The following is a 15,448-nucleotide window of genomic DNA, read 5'->3' as shown; positions in this document are numbered from 1 at the left end:
GGTAATGCTGGAATGAAGAATACTTTGCGCCTTATTGCACCGGCTCTGGCCCTCGCCTTATTGGCCGGGTGCGCCAACCAACCGCGAGGCCTCTATTATTGGGGGTCTTATCAGGACGTTTTGCTGGACATGTACACCAAGCCCGGCGAAGCGGACAACAATACGCAGATCGAGAAGTTGACGGTCACCATTGAGCAGGCCAATAACCACGGCCAGCAAGTTCCTCCCGGGTTATACGCCCACCTGGGCATGATCTACGCCAGCGCCGGAGAACCGGGCATGGCGGTGGAGGCGTTCAACCAGGAAAAAGCGCTCTACCCTGAATCCGCACAGTTTATCGACGGGATTCTGGAGAGAGCCAAAAAGGGGGCGGCTAAATGAGATCTTTGCAACTTTGGAAGCTTCTCGGCCTGTTGTCGCTAACTGTGCTGTTGAGTACAGGGTGCGCTACACAGCAGCCCTATGACTACTCCGCATTACTGGCGAGCAAACCGCGTTCGATTCTGGTCATTCCTCCGCAAAACAATACGGTGGAAGTGAATGCGCCCTACATCTTCCTGTCCACGATCTCCGCGCCGCTGGCGGAAAAAGGCTACTACGTCTTCCCTGTCGCGGTGATTGATCAGTTCATGAAAGACAATGGCCTGCCCACCCCTGCGGAAATGAACAGCGTCCCTCTGGACAAACTGCGCGAGCACATCGGTCCTGATGCGGTGTTGTACGTCACCATCGACGACTGGGGACAGCAATACCAGATCATCTCCTCCGTAGCAGTGGTGTCTTCGTCCTGGCGTCTGGTTGACGCCAGATCCGGCGAAACCCTGTGGCAAGGCCGCGCCTACGCGCAGCAATCCTCCGGCGACGGCGGCGGCAATGGCCTGGCGGGCATGTTGGTGGCCGCGGTGGTTGAGCAGGTAGTGAACTCCGTGAGCGACAAAACGCCGGAACTCTCCGCCAACGCCAACTACAGAACCATCAACTCACCCGGCAACGGCCTGCTGCCCGGACCTTATCTCAAGGTTGAGACGCAGGGGCAATAAGCCGCGAGTCTCGCAGAGAGATAGACTCTTTGCATGAATGGCCTCCCCAAGCCTGTATAGGACCCCGGGAGGCCATTGTTATTTCCGGTCGCCTTATCCAGTCAGCAGAAATAGCCATCATCACTCAAATGCCTTTACTCGCCGCTGATAAATAAAGAACTCCGGCGGAAGCGTCTCCACGGAAGGATGATATTCCTTACGGCAGTATCGCCATGCCGACCGCCACAGCCGCGAGAGAATGCCTCGTTTGCGCAAGTCCCGTCCGCACAGTCGCCATACCCCAAATTGCGGCCAGCTAATCAGCACAGCGCCCATCGTGATCCAGAATGAAAAAGACCACCAGACGAGCATCATTCCAAACACCTTCGCACCCTGTCTAACGTCTTTTTCCCGCATCAGGTCATAGATATGTTCGCGATGTTCTATTTCCTCCACAAAATGCCAGCTCAGAATCTGCTTGAACGACTCTTCGTTGCTGATTTCCCTCAGCCTTTGCAAGCCAAAATAGGCGATTTCCGCGTTTAGTTGCTCCATCGCAGCAGCGACGGACAGTTTTAATCTCCCTGGGGCCAGCGGTTCAACGATGCGGTAGTTCAGATAGTCGTTCATCTTTACGAACATGCGCAACATTGGCCTGAACTCGAAAAAACGTTCACTAAATATGTGATGACTCCTGGCATGTTGCGCTTCCTGAAAGAAGCAGAGTTTTAGGTTGCTCTTCAATTCCTGATCGCCAATGTCCCGTACAGCGTCGCCAGCGCTGCGAATAATAAAGCGCTCGGCGGAACTCACCAGCAGACAGTAGCTCAGAAACCAACAGGACAAGAACGACTCTCTCTGAATCCGGTCATAGTTGATCGACGTTGCTATTTGCGTCGGGAGCTTTCGTTTTTTCATGATTAAGCTCCTTATTTCAGAGACGCCAAACTGGAATCACCGAGCAGATCTGCTGGCGTCGCGCATTCTGGCTGCGCTTGCCGAACGGTTTGCATACGCGGCCAGTACTCGCGGCTTAGCGGCCGCAGACCGCTAAGCTCAATCAACACAGCCAGACGCGCCAAAGACTCCAGGTCCACCTTGCGATGCAGCGAAAAACGGATGGTTGGAACCGGCGCGACTGGAGGAGGAAAAAAAGCCCCCGTGAAGCCATTCTTCAGTAACAACTGGTACGCCTCTACAACTTGCGCCTCTGAATCGCCATAAAAGGAAAATATGGGGTGCGCATACTTGTTGGCGTCCTGGTACTGCTTGAGCCCCTTCCTTTCCAGCTCCTGATTAAAGAACCTCACTGCCTGATTAAGATCGGCAGTGAATGCGGTCAGATTGGCGCGTAGATGCTTGAGATTGAAATAGGATTGCGCCGTCACCAGAGGAGACAGATGCGAAGTATTGATGTTCTGCCGACCGAAGCAGTCAATCACTCTCAACACAGGCCGACTCGCCGCCACCACCCCGCCAAATCCGGCCAACCCCTTCGCCAGACTGGCGGTTAACACATCAGGGCGGGACTCATAGTAATCAAGTACGCCGCGAGCCTGCCGCCCAATGGTGGCGAAGCCGTGGGTATCGTCGATAATGGAAAGCAGATTATGATCGCGCTTAATGGCGGCGATGGCGTCCAGATTCGCCATGGTTCCGTGGGCGCTGAACACACCGTCGGACACAATGCCCGCGCAGTTATAGCGAGCCCGATGCTTTCTCACGAGGACGCGCAGCCTGTCGTAGTCCAGGTGAGGATATACCACGACATCAGAACCCGTCAGGCGCATGCCGTCGATCAATGACGAGTGGTTGTGCTCATCGGAGAAAATCACGTCGCCTTTCTGAAATAAGGCGAACATAACCGCCTGTTGCGCAATGTAGCCACACGTGGCCAACAGGCAGGACTCATAGCCCAGAAAGTCTCGAATTTCCGCTTCCAATAAAGCATGCACGGGCAATTGTCCTGCTATTTTTCTCGACAGGCAGCTTGAAAGCGCATGGGTCAGCGCATATTCCGCTAACAGTCGGCGGGGAGCCGCTTCCAGATCGAGATCCTGGTATGAATTGGTAGCCAGGTTCAACGTCGCGAATTCGGCGCCATCCTGTTTACGAACTTTAATGCGCACGCCGTCCTGCTCGACAATAGTCAGATCATTAACCATATCCCCGTCGCAACACCTATCCCGATAGGCCCGTTCGAAGGCCTGACAGGCCTCGCCGAGGTCTGAGTTTTGGCTTCGTTTACTCAAGTAATATTGAGCCATGGCCTGTTTATAAACCGCGCTATTGGGAATGCCCGTCGCTGCTTTTCTAAAACGAAAGTTATTAAGGCGTAGCGATAATGCAAACATAACCAGCCCTCCTCTAACGACCTTTGGAAATGGGAAGAAACGCTCTTACCCGAGAGGCGTACCGCAGGTACTCCTCGCCAAAGACCTGCGACAAAAACCGGGATTCACGAGTGGCCTGCAGCAAATTGAAAAACATGGCGTATAGCAGCGCCAGCGACAGACCAAGACTTACTGCGAAATGGGCGTGTGGAAACCATTCTGAGGCGTGAGGAAGAACAACCAGGGCCCCACCGATCTCCACCAGATATACGCCTGCATACAGAGGATGACGCAACCATGCGTAGATGCCCGAGGTAACCAGGTGCGGCTTGCACAAGACATAGCCGGTCCAGGTGAAAGCATGGTTCTTCTCCAGTTCTGTTTTCGCCTGACAAACCAACAAGGCGCCAATCAGAAAACACAGAAATGCGGCATAGTCCGTCGCCTTCAATTGACTGAGACAAGCGATTGCCGTCACAAGTATGACGCCCAAAGCCAAAGCTGCGCTTTTCATGACTCGGGTGCTGATACTTGGAGCCAGCTCGCGCCAGTTGGGGCGTCGCCTCATGTCGTAGCCGTAGTAGAAAAAAACGCTGAGGATTAACCAGCAAAGAATTTTAAACACGATAAGGGATGTCATGGCCTTCTCCCGTCCAGATTGAATACTGCGGATCGCTCCGCCGTTCGCACTGGTGCCTGTTGCAGGCGTCGGGCCAGTCTTGATACTGAGGTTTAGCTTATTGTTTTTATTGAATTATTTAAAATTTAAAGCGGTGGAGTTTAGAAATACGATCAAAACGAATGAGGGGAAAAGACATTCAGTGTCGGCAAGGCAGACGTCCAGTGCAGAGATTAAACCAATCAGCGTCGCTGGCTAGCATCCACCTTCTGCCTCCTGCACGTAGCGCTTTACGGTGCGCCAATCCAGACCCGTTCTGCGCGCCACCTCTTGATAGCCTCCCAGCTGTCGATACAAATGCGCGCAATACTCCGCCTGCAACTCGGAGGCCGTGAGGGAGCCCTGCCGGAATGCCTCTTGTAGACGGGGAATGCTGCTTGAGACTGTCGCCGCCGCGGACTCTGTCTCGGCTTTACCGCTGACGCTAACATAGCGCCCCGTCAACAGAATTCGCCTGACCGCCTGCTCCAACTCGCGGACATTACCGGGCCAGCCGTACGTCTCAGGAACATCCCGATGGAGAGCATCCTGTACATAAGCGCTCAGCTTACTATCCTGTTCACCAAGCAGCCGTTGCAATGTCAGGTCAACCAGCAGCGCCATTTCTCCAGGATGCTCCTGAAGACGCTGTCGCAAGGGTGGAAGGATAATGACATCCGAACACAGACGATGATAGAAATCATCCCGCAACCCTCCTGCTCGCAATTCCTGCAACGGTCGATTAGCGGCGGCGATGACTCTGCCGCTGAATTGCTGCGCCTGCTGACTGCCCAGCGGCGTGTAACACCGCTCCTGCAACACCTGCAGCAGCTTGATCTGAATGGATACGCCCAGCTCGCCTATCTCATCTAGAAACAAAACGCCGTATGCGCTACAGCGTCCGAATACGCCATCATGGTTGGCGATCGCGCCAGTAAAGGCTCCTTTGCGATGCCCAAACAAGGCGGACTCAATCAGACTTTCAGGAAATTGGGAGAGATTCACCGTCACAAAGGTCTCTTGTAAGGGTTCAACGAATCTACCGGTAAAGCGGTCGTAGGGAATGTATCCAGATCGTCCGATCGCCGCCGCGGCAGTCCCTTTCCCGACTCCGGTTTCGCCCAATAACAGCGTTGAGAAGTCACGCATACGCTGGCACAGGTGGCGTTCATAAAGAATCAGATCGCTGGTGAAGATGTTGTTCCACAAGGACGCACGCAGCTCATTAATGCAGGGAGCTTCGCCCACCAACGCGTCAAGGATGAAGTGAAAGGTGCGCCGAAACTGATAGAACAGCGCCAAATAATGGTCCGCCTGCGCGGCAGTGAACCCATGCTTTTCGAGGTTATCCCGGATCTCCGCCAGGGAAGCGGCATCGTACTTTCCGCCATGCAACTCATCGGAGATTAATCGGTCCAGCGCTGGAAACGCCCGATGATACTGACGATAGAGATACAGCATGGTCACCAGCGTCTGGTCCGCCAGGGAAAAGTCGTTAATACGATTTCCACCTATAGCGCTTAACGCATTGATGCGCTTATCCAGCCAGGCGACGAGCGCATCTTCCGAGGCCGGAGGCGAAACTCCGACCAACGCCGCCAACTGCGGTATGCGTTCTGCGCCAAAAGGGTTTAACGGAATCGCGCGCGCCAGCCCTTCAAGCAGCCGCCGTTCGTGAGAAGGAAGCGTCAATGGCGTCATTCAGGCCACCTCAATGATGAGCACGACATCCCTTCTTGCAGAAACAGGTTCCCCTTATATCAAAGGTTAGACCAAATCCACGGAACCCAACGACATCCCATGCCCTGTTTCGACACTCAATGTCGGCTACGCCGGCGCCTGACGCCGCTACATACGATAATGGCGGCCCTTTCTTTGGCAGCGCGTCTTACCTGGGAGAGTAATAACCCTAGTAAATCATGGGTGTATAAGGGAGCCGACGAAGTGGCGCGGTTCCTGCGTTTCGGGATAGCGAATGGGACCTCATAACCGACATGGAGCGTCGCTTCCAATTACAGTCTTCGTCGAGACATCGGAGGCGATTATGAAAACCGCATTATCCCTGATGCTTTGCGCTGCATCCATTATTCTGGTCTCCGGATGCGCCAGCATTGTGAGTGACAACTCCTATCCTCTAGCTATTGAAAGCCACCCTTCCCAGGCTCAGTTTGTCATCACCAACAAAAACGGCGACGCTATTCACTCAGGCACAACGCCGGAAACCGTGACGTTGCAAAGTGGCAGCGGCTATTTCTCCAGCGAGAAATACAAAATTCGCTTCAGCAAAGCCGGTTTTCACGAGAAAGAGGTCGAAGTGAATACGACTCTGGATGGATGGTATTTCGGCAATATTTTATTGGGTGGTCTGATCGGCTTGCTGGTGGTGGACCCGATCACTGGCGCCATGTGGAAATTGCCGGAGAAATCAGAAGTCACCCTGGATGAACTGATCGCCAATAGAGAACAAAGGCGACTCAAGATCGTCTCCATAAACGACCTCCCCCCTGCGGATCGCAGCAGGCTAATCCCTCTGCCTTAAAACAATTGAGACGAACGCTGTCTTCATACGGGCGGATCAAGTCCGCCCCAGTTTCAACCCAATCGCAGTGATAACACCGTCTTTAACCTCTTTCACTACGAACTGCACGGGTCCGAGTTGCACCCGGTCCCCCACCACCGGCTTGCCGTGAAATTGCGTGAGCACAAAGTCGGCGACGCTTAGCGCGCTATCTTTATCCCGCACGTCAAAACAATACAGTTGCGCCAGATCCGCCAGTTTGGCTCCGGGATTGATGGCGAACTCGCCGAAGAACAGACTGGTCTCCAAGTTGAGCGGTTGTTCAGGAGCGAAAAGCCGCCCCAGAGCGCCGCTGCTTCCCTCCGTGGCCAGCGCCATCACATAATCATCCACTGCTAGTTTTTGCTCCCCCGGCGCCTCCAGCAGGACACCCAGGCGAATCAGGCCGATCAACTGTGCGCCTTCAGACAATGGCAACTGCTTGCCTTGCATTCCCAATGCGCGACAGCTCGGCGTCACTTGATACAGCAACACTTCTTTCTCCTGAGAGTCGGGAATTTTCAGCGTCAGATGCTCCGGTTCCCTCACCGGCGGCGGCAGCTCCACTCGCAGCCATTTGGCGACGGGCGCTATGGTCCAACCTTGCAGAATCAGCGAAATCAGCACGACGAAGAACACCAGGTCAAAGTAGATGCGGGTATGCTCCAGTCCCGCCAGAGAAGGAAACAGCGCGAGTATGATCGGCACCGCCCCGCGCAGGCCGCACCAACTGATAAAAGCCTGCTCCCGCCATGGAAAGTGGAAAGGCGCCAGAGACAGCAGCACCGCCAGGGGGCGGGCGAAGAAGATCAGCACGAAGGCGATGGCGACCGCCGGCGCGATAATCGGCGTCATTTGACTGGGCGTAATCAACAGTCCCAACATCAAGAACATGATGATCTGGCTCAGCCAGGCCAGCCCGTCATGGAAGCGATGAATGTCGCCGCCATAAGGCAGCGATTTGGAGCCGATCATCACGCCCACGATATAGATCGCAAGAAAACCGCTGCCGCCCATTAAGTTGGTCACGCCGAACAGACTCAGCGCGCCAGTCAACGCCAACAACGGGTACAGCGAAGCGGACAGGTGCAAACGGCTGAGCAGCCACGACAACAGATAACCGCCAGCGCCTCCCGCCGCGAGCCCAAGGCCCATTTGAATCGCTAACTCACTCAACAAGGACCAGCCGGGATTGCCCGTAGGGGCGCTGATTAACTGCACCAGGGTGATGGTCAGAAATATCGCCATCGGATCATTGGAGCCGGATTCGATTTCCAGGGTGGCGCCGGTGCGCTCTTTCAACTCCAGCCCCGCGCTGCGTAATAAGCCGAACACCGCCGCCGCGTCCGTGGAGCCGACGATAGCGCCAATCAACAGACCTTCCCGCCAGCTCAGGTCGAGAATCCAGTGGGCGGCCAGTCCAGTCAAACCCGCGGTCACCAGGACGCCTACCGTGGCCAGCGACAACGCCGGACGCAGACTGACGCGGAAGGTATCCCGCCGCGCGCCCAGGCCACCATCAAAAATAATCACCGCCAAGGCCAGGTTGCCCACCAGAAACGCCAGGCCGAAATCGTCGAACTTGATGCCTCCGGGACCGTCCTCACCCGCCAGCATGCCCAGGACCAGGAACACCAATAACAACGGCGCCCCAAGCCGACGCGACAGCACGCTGGTGAACACGCACAGCAACGCTAACAAGGCGCTGCCGAAAATAAACTGGTATGTGGTTTCTATCGTCATCCGTTAATCGATCCGCCGTCTATCTCGCGCCATTCCCCTCACGCCATTTCGACACTTCCAAAAATCGGGCGAGTGGGCCGCTTAAGCGCAGTTATTCACCCTGTTTTATCCGGTTGCTAATTCCCCTGACTGTACTAAGATAGCCATCTCGCGACCGCTGTCTCTGAGTGGACGATTTCACGCCGTACTGATCAAGCTTGTTTCTGATTAGGAAACACCCGCCTTAAATATCGCGATTACCCCAACATTGCATGTCAAGCACAATAAAACGGAGACCCGTAATGGAAATGACTTCCCCAAGAAGGAAATTTGTCTCACGCGATGTTCTAAAACAAGTTAAATCCCATTTAAAACAAGGCCTGGTTGGCGCGCCCTTATTGGACGACACCTCCATCGCCGGCTGGTTTATGGGCACGAAAGGCGAAAATCTTGAAGTAGTGAAGAAGTTGTTGAGCGCCGTTGTCGACAAAACCCTAGAAGGGCGCACCAATCTGTTTCCGGAAGATCCCGGATACATCACGGATAAAGTGAAATCTTCCGATGCGTACATTCAGGCGCTGCAGAACATCGAGCAGCGCAGTGACGATCTTCTCAGTCTGTTGACGCAGTATTCCGTCCCCTTCTCCAGTCTGCGCTATCAGGGGCATATGACCTGGGATATCACTTTGCCGGCGATTATCGGTTATCTGTCCGGCATGCTGCAGAACCAGAATAACGTCACGCCGCAAGCCGCGCCGGCGACGACATTGCTGGAAATCGTCGCCGCTAATGACGTCGCGCAAATGGCCGGCTTCAACGTGCGTCCGCTGGAGAATGACAGCGAGTCCGCCGAGCCGCGTTCCTGGTCGCATATCACCAGCGGCGGCACGGTCGCCAACATCGAAAGCGTGTGGGCCGCCCGTGAACTCAAGTACATGCCGCTGGGCATTAAATACTCTTTGGAGGACGGGCAACCCTACGCCTCCATCCGCGACAGCCTCACCCTGCCTGACGGCCAGCGGGTCGCCGACGCCAGCGCCTGGCGTCTGCTCAACCTGATGCAGGACGACGCATTGAATCTGCCAGGCAAAATGGCCGGTTTGCTCAACGTGGACGAAGCGGACGTCTGGAAAACCCTGGGAGAAGGCTACTCGCTCAATTCCAGAGGCATGACTTTCTTCCAAAACAAATATCTGGCGGCGGAAAACATCAGGGCCCCGGCGATCATTGCGCCCTCCACCAAGCATTACTCCTGGGTGAAGTCAGCCGCCGTGCTGGGCCTGGGCGGCGGTCAGAAAGGCTTGACCGAAGCGCAGATGGCGGACATCAACGTGATTGGCGACGACGCCGTGTTGAATGTTTATGTAGACGAAGAAGGCAGAGTGAAAACCGATCTGCTGCAGACCGTATTGAACACCTGTAAGCAGAACAAAAAGCCCATCCTGCTGAACGTCGCTGTATTCGGCTCCACCGAAGAAGGCGCCGTGGACCCGGTGGAAAAAATTCTGCAGATCCGCGAAGACTTCCGGCGCGACGCGGAGCCATTCGAGTATGCGGTGCATACTGACGGCGCCTGGGGCGGCTACTTCATGGCCTGTATCCGCAAGCCCTTTGAGATGGGTTCCGAGCCGCAACAAGGCAATTTGCCAACGGATCAGTTCGACAACAGCGACGCTTGGTTCCGCCAGTCCGTCTACGACAGCATGGCTCATGTCCATCGTTGCGACAGCGCCACCATTGATCCGCACAAAATGGGATATATCCCCTATCCGGCGGGCAGCCTGACTTACCGCAACGAAAAAATCATCAACCTGCTGAGCTTCAGCGCGCCTTACATCAGTTCCGAAGGCGACAGCGACAGCATCAACACCCGCAATATCGGCGAGTCCGGTCTGGAAGGCTCCAAGCCCGGCGCGGCGGCGACGGCGGTTTACCTCAGCCATCAGACTATCCGTCCAGACAAGCGCGGCTATGGCCATATCATCAACCAGAGCATGTTGAACTCGAAGTTGTTCTACCTGTATCTGGCGACCATGGACATCGCCTTCCCTGACGACAAGTTCGATCTGGTGCTGCTGAATCCGATGCCCAAAGACCAGGAGATGCAGCGCAAAGCCATCGCTGAAATGTTGTGGAAACGCCAGGTCTCCAAGCGTGATCTGTTGCAACACAGGGAAATCAGTTCGTTCCTGCGCAAGATCTCAGGCGACCAGAATATTGTGGACTATGTGTTCGTCGACAAGAACGATCGCTCTTTAGAGCGGACGCTGCAGCTTAACAATGACTTGTTCGACAAACTCAGCGTGCCGCCGGGGCAGCCGGTATCTCCGGATCAGGTGTTCGTATCCATGACCACCTTTAACCGGGATGATTACGGCGACGACTTCATGAACGCCCTGGGCGAGCGCCTGTTCGAAAATCCCCAGCAAGTAAATGCGATTCCCTGCATACGCTCCGTCATCCTGGATCCCTGGGCGATCTATACCCATGAGCACGATCAGATGGGGCTATACAACTTCTTTACGGATATCTTTTTGCCGAAACTGAGAAAAGAAGTGAACCTCTTGTGCGGCCAATAACACCTGTCGACGCAACAGAGGCTGTGACGCTAGACGAATAGAGTGTTCGAGACAGATGCTAAGTCGTAAGCAAGTGTAATGACTGCCTTTTTCACGCGGCCGCGCCTTACCGGCCGCGTTTTTTTGACTGCGCCGCCATCCTCTCCTGGGTTGCAACAAGCTTTAAGCGTAACCGTAATTATTCTTGCCCTGCCGTTTGATCTGGTACATCGCCGCATCCGCATTGCGGAGCAGCGCTTCCGGATCGTCGCCGTTGTGGGGAAACGACGCCACGCCAATGCTCGCCCCGATATACACTTCCACTTCACTGCCGTCGTTTGAGGTCACCGTCACTGGCATGGAGAGCGTCTTGATAATCTGATGCGCGACCACGCCGGCATGTTCCCGCTGCTGTAGATCCGGGATCAGCACAATAAATTCATCGCCACCGATTCTGCCCACGGTGTCAGAAGCGCGCACGCAAGATTGCAGTCGCAACGCGACTTCCTTCAACAGACCATCGCCGGCGTCATGGCCGTGCTGGTCATTCACCGCCTTGAATCCATCCAGATCGATGAACAGCAGCGCGGCTATCGCTTCATTGCGTTTGGCGACGGCGATCATGCGTCCCAGTCGGTCCTTGCACAAACGCACGGTGGGCGCGCCAGTCAGCGCATCGTAATGAGCCAGTTTTTTCAACTCCGACTGGGCTCTTTCCGACTCATCCAGCGCATGCTGCAAGGCGCTGATATCGTATTCGGACACCAGCATCACATATTCGCCGGTCATGGGATGACGGCTGATGCGCATATCCAGTGTATGTTTGCGAATGCCTCGTCGGGTGATCATCAAATGATCCTGCGAGCTGTCCAGCAGCGCCTGCCCCTGCCGCAGTCTTTCCCGCCCTTCCTCAAGGTCATGGAAGCGGCTTTCGAACACGGACACGCCCGCTGGCGCGTCATCTCTCACCGCATACCCGTAGAGTTCGGTGGCGGCAGGATTTTCAAACAACGGCTGTCCATCCAGAGAAAAACTGGTCACCGCAACCGAGGTGTAATGTATCGCTTCCGCGAACAGGCATTGTTCTGGATTGTCGCCTGGCGGCCCGCCATCGGAAATAAAAGCAATCGTGCCGCGATGACGCTCAGGCCCCAGCAGAACCGCTTTGTGACGAATATGCAGGCGTGTGGGTTGCTCATTGGGATAGGCGGTCCAGGGATCGACGGATATGCCTTCCAGCGCCGCTTTTTCGAAGGTCTGTTGCATGCGGCGACGCGCGCTGGCGGTATCCCCCGACATGTCTTTGTCAATCACCTGCTGGACGTTATCCAGACCCCAAAACGCCACTCCCGCCGCATTGGCCCACCAGAAAGCGTGCACATCCAGGTCCAGAATGAAAATAGCGTCAGGGTGCAGGTCAAACAACGCAAGGTCAGCGTGAGACTCCAGCACCGGCAGGCGACTCAAATCCAAGGATTTATACAAAGGACCCTCCTTCCGGCCGCCAGCGACACGGGCTCAACTTCTCAATTAGGTGGTGGAAGTCCTGAATCCCTGTCCGCTCATCCCTGTGACTGACTATGTATAAGAATTAGCCAGAAATGGTGGAAGCGCCAGTCATGAACTGGCCAATTCACAGTATCTGAAACTCCCCTTGTCGTAAGTTCTTCGGTAGGTCGGAAATGCGCAGCGCCTTCCGACAAGCCCAATTAGCAACCCAGGCGTCGCTTTCTGTATGCAACTATTGGGCGGCCCCAATACTCGCCACGCTTCCCCTGAGCTAATCGTGACGCAAAAAGTTGGATGGCGCTTCGCTTATCCAACCTACGGTTAATGCGGTTAATTTCAGAAGATCATAGCAGGAGACGATGAAGCTGCTAGGCGCTCTGAGGCACGGTCACTAATATGGGCTGTCCGTTGGTGATCACCATCGTATGTTCAAACTGAGCGGATAAATTCCCTGCGGCGCCAATCAGGGTCCAACCGTCGTGTGCTTCCGTTACGTGTTTGCTTTTGGTGGACAGGAAAGGTTCGATGGTGATGACCAATCCCTTGTGCAAACGCCGTTCTTCACGAGGATCGTAATAGCCCAGAATCTCCTTCGGCTCTTCGTGCAAGCTGCGCCCTACGCCATGGCTACACAGATTTCTGATAATTTTGAAGCCTTTGTCCTTGGCGACTTTCTGGATTTCCTTGCCAATGACATTCAGGTTCTCCCCCGCCCGCGCTTTCGCCGCGGCGTTGCGCAACGCCAGCTTCGTCGCGTGTAACAACCGGTCTTTTTGAGGCGTAGATGGCGGCACAATAAAGGTGCCGCCGGTGTCAGCGAAATAACCGTTCTTTTCACCGGAAACATCAATATTAACGATATCTCCAGGATGAATAACGCGATCGCCAGGAATGCCGTGAGCCGCCTCTTCATTCACGCTGATACAGGTATAACCGGGGAAGTTATAGGACACCAACGGAGCCGACTGAGCTTCGTATTTTTCAAACAACGCCTTGCCGATGGCGTCCAGTTCGGCGGTGGTCATCCCCGGTTCGGTGCGGGTTATCATCTCCTGCAAAATCGTCGCGACAATACCGCCGATATGTTTCAGGTGAAGTAAATCTTGCTCTGTTTCTATGGTCATCAACCAGTTCCTCTGGTGCGTGGTTTCTCTCGCACTCATATCAAAAGTCATTGAAAAGATAAACAAATTGGACGTTTTTTCCTATATAGTCCGCCACAAATACGCTAGTTTTGAAATGATAAAGGCTTTTCCCGCATTCTATACTAGCAGGCCGGCCGCAGGGGTTAGACGTGATCAATAGCAGTGAGAATTACCAGAGAGCATTCGAGTTTTTAAGAGATTATGTTCCAGATAATCAGCCGCCACGCCTTCCCTATGCACTTAGAGAGCTTAAACAGCTTTCCGAGCTTTATCTGGCGGATCGTTCGTTAGAGGAGTTGTCCCCTGCTATCAGCGTTTTCCAGAAGTTAGAGCGACTCAGCCTGTCAGGTAATCAACTGCGACAACTGCCAGAAACGATAGGTAAGTTATCCAGACTCAATCATCTGTATTTGGAGAACAACAAACTAACAAGCCTGCCATCTTCTATCGGAAACCTATCTCGGCTAAAAAGCCTGACGCTCTTGGATAATAGCCTGGAGAGCCTACCAGGAGAGATGGGTGATCTGGCGGAGCTTGAGCTTCTCTCCCTGAGTCAGAACGCCCTTAGTGCGCTCCCCTACGAAATAGGCGGGCTGTCCAAATTGAGCCTGCTGTACTTACATAACAACCGTCTGGTGGCGCTGCCCGAAACTATAGGGAACATGCACTCACTCAGCACGCTGGAGCTGGACAACAACAAACTGGAGCATCTTCCTCAGAGTATTGAAAACCTATCCTCATTAAGTTCTCTATCTCTGATTGGCAACCAATTCGGATCTGTTCCTGAAGTGCTTTCGCAACTTGATAAACTGACCTATTTGTCTATTGATATTAGTTGTATCACCACCTCAACAAACTTACCTCGCAACGTTTCTCATTTATGCCTCAGTCTTGATACGGATAACATGGACCAGCAGCTAAAATGCCTGGAAAAATTCGCTGGCGTTAGATCTCTATCGCTGAAAACCCATAATATGGAGACACTACCGCCGGCGATTGGGCTACTGAAGAATATTCCTAATCTTGAGGAACTAGACCTAAGCTTCAACAAACTCAAGAAAGTACCTCCAGAAATTGGCGAGGTTACTCAGCTAAAGCGCCTGCACCTGAATGACAACCAACTCACTGAGGCGCCATCAGAAATTCTGAACCTGAAACAGCTGAAAGAAATAAACCTTTACAGCAACAACATCCCTGAAGAAGAACAACGAAAGCTGTGCGATCAGCTAGACGCCGAGCTGGGGATCATATTGTTTGATTAAGCCCGGCCGTCACTTCCATCACCACCGGAAGACCAACGGCAAATGAGGCCGAAAGTCATGATGCTTTCCCTCTTTTTCATGATCAAAACCGATTTCCAATAGGCTCTCATCTCCCGCCGCCATCTCAAATCCGCTCACAGTGGTCGCCTGAATGGCGGCTTCGGAGGGCGTTTCTCTATTGGGGGATGTTACGCAAACACGCGTGACGTCTCTGAAACCGATGGCATGCATTAGTGGCTGTGCGCGTTCTGGGGCGGCTTGGTCTGGTCTGCCGGCAAACCCCAGGTAAAACCACATGGGTTCGCTTAATGGCGATTCCGCGACTTCCACGCGCAGGGTTGCCGGCAGGTATTTGGGTCGGTAGTCCCAGCTTTTGAACGGCGCAGGGCCTCGCTCTTTGCCTGTCTCAGGTCGAAAGCAAACGCCAAATGGCAAAATGGCAGCGCCATGTTGGGTCAGTCTTTCCAGCAGCATCGTCGGCCGAGTCAGAGCACTGTCGGCTTCTTTCGGGTCGTTTAAATACAACAACTCGATAAATACGTTATGAAAGAAAAAGCGACGGTTGGCGGTACCCTGGCCAGGGTGAGTATTAGCGGAACCTTCTGTCAAACCAAATGCCGTTAACAGATCCCCTTCCGGGGCGTCTTTCGTTACGCAGATAAAAATATGGTCCAGTTCCATGGTG

The 15,448-nt window shown here is 54.2% G+C and carries 13 protein-coding genes; 5 read left to right on the top strand and 8 right to left on the bottom strand.

All coding sequences use genetic code 11. The features are described from left to right. Nucleotides 1–12: 12 nt before the first annotated feature. Entirely contained in the window at nucleotides 13–381 is a 369-nt protein-coding gene (locus O5O45_RS09910) for a DUF4810 domain-containing protein (RefSeq protein ID WP_305905054.1), read from the top strand. Next, on the top strand, nucleotides 378–1,040 hold the full coding sequence (locus O5O45_RS09905; protein ID WP_305905053.1) for a DUF799 domain-containing protein: 663 nt from the start codon (nucleotides 378–380) through the stop codon (nucleotides 1,038–1,040). Before O5O45_RS09910 ends, O5O45_RS09905 begins: the two co-directional genes overlap by 4 nt. 120 nt (nucleotides 1,041–1,160) lie before the next feature. Here O5O45_RS09905 and O5O45_RS09900 read toward each other — a convergent pair whose 3' ends face one another. The 4 genes from O5O45_RS09900 to O5O45_RS09885 form a co-directional block, all read right to left on the bottom strand. Beyond that, complete coding sequence (locus tag O5O45_RS09900) at nucleotides 1,161–1,937, bottom strand: metal-dependent hydrolase (protein ID WP_305905052.1); 777 nt, start codon at nucleotides 1,935–1,937, stop codon at nucleotides 1,161–1,163. Between the two features lie 11 nt (nucleotides 1,938–1,948). Then, nucleotides 1,949–3,373 carry an aminotransferase class I/II-fold pyridoxal phosphate-dependent enzyme gene (locus tag O5O45_RS09895; protein ID WP_305905051.1) on the bottom strand — a complete coding sequence of 475 codons (1,425 nt, stop codon included), beginning with the start codon at nucleotides 3,371–3,373 and terminating at the stop codon, nucleotides 1,949–1,951. 13 nt (nucleotides 3,374–3,386) lie between these two features. Beyond that, nucleotides 3,387–3,992 (bottom strand): methyltransferase family protein, encoded by a 606-nt coding sequence (locus O5O45_RS09890; RefSeq protein WP_305905050.1) that lies wholly within the window; start codon nucleotides 3,990–3,992, stop codon nucleotides 3,387–3,389. 234 nt (nucleotides 3,993–4,226) lie between these two features. Then, on the bottom strand, nucleotides 4,227–5,711 hold the full coding sequence (locus tag O5O45_RS09885; RefSeq protein ID WP_305905049.1) for a sigma 54-interacting transcriptional regulator: 1,485 nt from the start codon (nucleotides 5,709–5,711) through the stop codon (nucleotides 4,227–4,229). 343 nt (nucleotides 5,712–6,054) lie between these two features. Here O5O45_RS09885 and O5O45_RS09880 point away from each other — a divergent pair, with 343 nt between their 5' ends. Beyond that, nucleotides 6,055–6,549, top strand: a complete 495-nt coding sequence (locus O5O45_RS09880) for a hypothetical protein (protein WP_305905048.1) — start codon at nucleotides 6,055–6,057, stop codon at nucleotides 6,547–6,549. 36 nt (nucleotides 6,550–6,585) lie between these two features. Here O5O45_RS09880 and O5O45_RS09875 read toward each other — a convergent pair whose 3' ends face one another. Continuing rightward, entirely contained in the window at nucleotides 6,586–8,310 is a 1,725-nt protein-coding gene (locus O5O45_RS09875) for a potassium/proton antiporter (protein ID WP_305905047.1), read from the bottom strand. 281 nt (nucleotides 8,311–8,591) lie between these two features. Between O5O45_RS09875 and O5O45_RS09870 the strand changes: the two genes are divergently transcribed. Then, on the top strand, nucleotides 8,592–10,868 hold the full coding sequence (locus O5O45_RS09870; protein WP_305905046.1) for a pyridoxal-dependent decarboxylase: 2,277 nt from the start codon (nucleotides 8,592–8,594) through the stop codon (nucleotides 10,866–10,868). A gap of 162 nt (nucleotides 10,869–11,030) precedes the next feature. Here the strand turns inward: O5O45_RS09870 and O5O45_RS09865 are convergent, their stop codons facing one another. Together O5O45_RS09865 and map are read right to left on the bottom strand one after the other, a co-directional pair. Continuing rightward, complete coding sequence (locus O5O45_RS09865) at nucleotides 11,031–12,332, bottom strand: sensor domain-containing diguanylate cyclase (protein ID WP_305905045.1); 1,302 nt, start codon at nucleotides 12,330–12,332, stop codon at nucleotides 11,031–11,033. A gap of 392 nt (nucleotides 12,333–12,724) precedes the next feature. Continuing rightward, the gene (gene map / locus O5O45_RS09860; protein WP_305905044.1) at nucleotides 12,725–13,480 is read right to left on the bottom strand and encodes a type I methionyl aminopeptidase; all 756 of its coding nucleotides are present in this window, start codon (nucleotides 13,478–13,480) and stop codon (nucleotides 12,725–12,727) included. Between the two features lie 170 nt (nucleotides 13,481–13,650). On the opposite strand from map, the gene O5O45_RS09855 reads away from it, so the two are divergent. Then, entirely contained in the window at nucleotides 13,651–14,763 is a 1,113-nt protein-coding gene (locus tag O5O45_RS09855) for a leucine-rich repeat domain-containing protein (RefSeq protein ID WP_305905043.1), read from the top strand. Nucleotides 14,764–14,781: 18 nt separating this feature from the next. Here O5O45_RS09855 and O5O45_RS09850 read toward each other — a convergent pair whose 3' ends face one another. Next, a complete protein-coding gene (locus O5O45_RS09850; RefSeq protein WP_305905042.1) occupies nucleotides 14,782–15,444 on the bottom strand; it encodes a VOC family protein in 663 nt (220 codons plus the stop codon). Nucleotides 15,445–15,448: the final 4 nt, after the last annotated feature.

The sequence above is a fragment of the Hahella sp. HNIBRBA332 genome, from assembly GCF_030719035.1.
Classification (GTDB): domain Bacteria; phylum Pseudomonadota; class Gammaproteobacteria; order Pseudomonadales; family Oleiphilaceae; genus Hahella.
Note: the sequence above shows the minus strand (reverse complement) of the source record. Positions and strands in the feature narration are given on the sequence as shown.

Excerpts from the sequence above, each read along its gene's own strand:
- O5O45_RS09910 (WP_305905054.1), top strand. The coding sequence starts at position 13 with ATGAAGAATACTTTGCGCCTTATTGCACCGGCTCTGGCCCTCGCCTTA.
- O5O45_RS09905 (WP_305905053.1), top strand. The coding sequence starts at position 378 with ATGAGATCTTTGCAACTTTGGAAGCTTCTCGGCCTGTTGTCGCTAACT.
- O5O45_RS09900 (WP_305905052.1), bottom strand. The coding sequence starts at position 1,937 with ATGAAAAAACGAAAGCTCCCGACGCAAATAGCAACGTCGATCAACTAT.
- O5O45_RS09895 (WP_305905051.1), bottom strand. The coding sequence starts at position 3,373 with ATGTTTGCATTATCGCTACGCCTTAATAACTTTCGTTTTAGAAAAGCA.
- O5O45_RS09890 (WP_305905050.1), bottom strand. The coding sequence starts at position 3,992 with ATGACATCCCTTATCGTGTTTAAAATTCTTTGCTGGTTAATCCTCAGC.
- O5O45_RS09885 (WP_305905049.1), bottom strand. The coding sequence starts at position 5,711 with ATGACGCCATTGACGCTTCCTTCTCACGAACGGCGGCTGCTTGAAGGG.
- O5O45_RS09880 (WP_305905048.1), top strand. The coding sequence starts at position 6,055 with ATGAAAACCGCATTATCCCTGATGCTTTGCGCTGCATCCATTATTCTG.
- O5O45_RS09875 (WP_305905047.1), bottom strand. The coding sequence starts at position 8,310 with ATGACGATAGAAACCACATACCAGTTTATTTTCGGCAGCGCCTTGTTA.
- O5O45_RS09870 (WP_305905046.1), top strand. The coding sequence starts at position 8,592 with ATGGAAATGACTTCCCCAAGAAGGAAATTTGTCTCACGCGATGTTCTA.
- map (WP_305905044.1), bottom strand. The coding sequence starts at position 13,480 with ATGACCATAGAAACAGAGCAAGATTTACTTCACCTGAAACATATCGGC.
- O5O45_RS09850 (WP_305905042.1), bottom strand. The coding sequence starts at position 15,444 with ATGGAACTGGACCATATTTTTATCTGCGTAACGAAAGACGCCCCGGAA.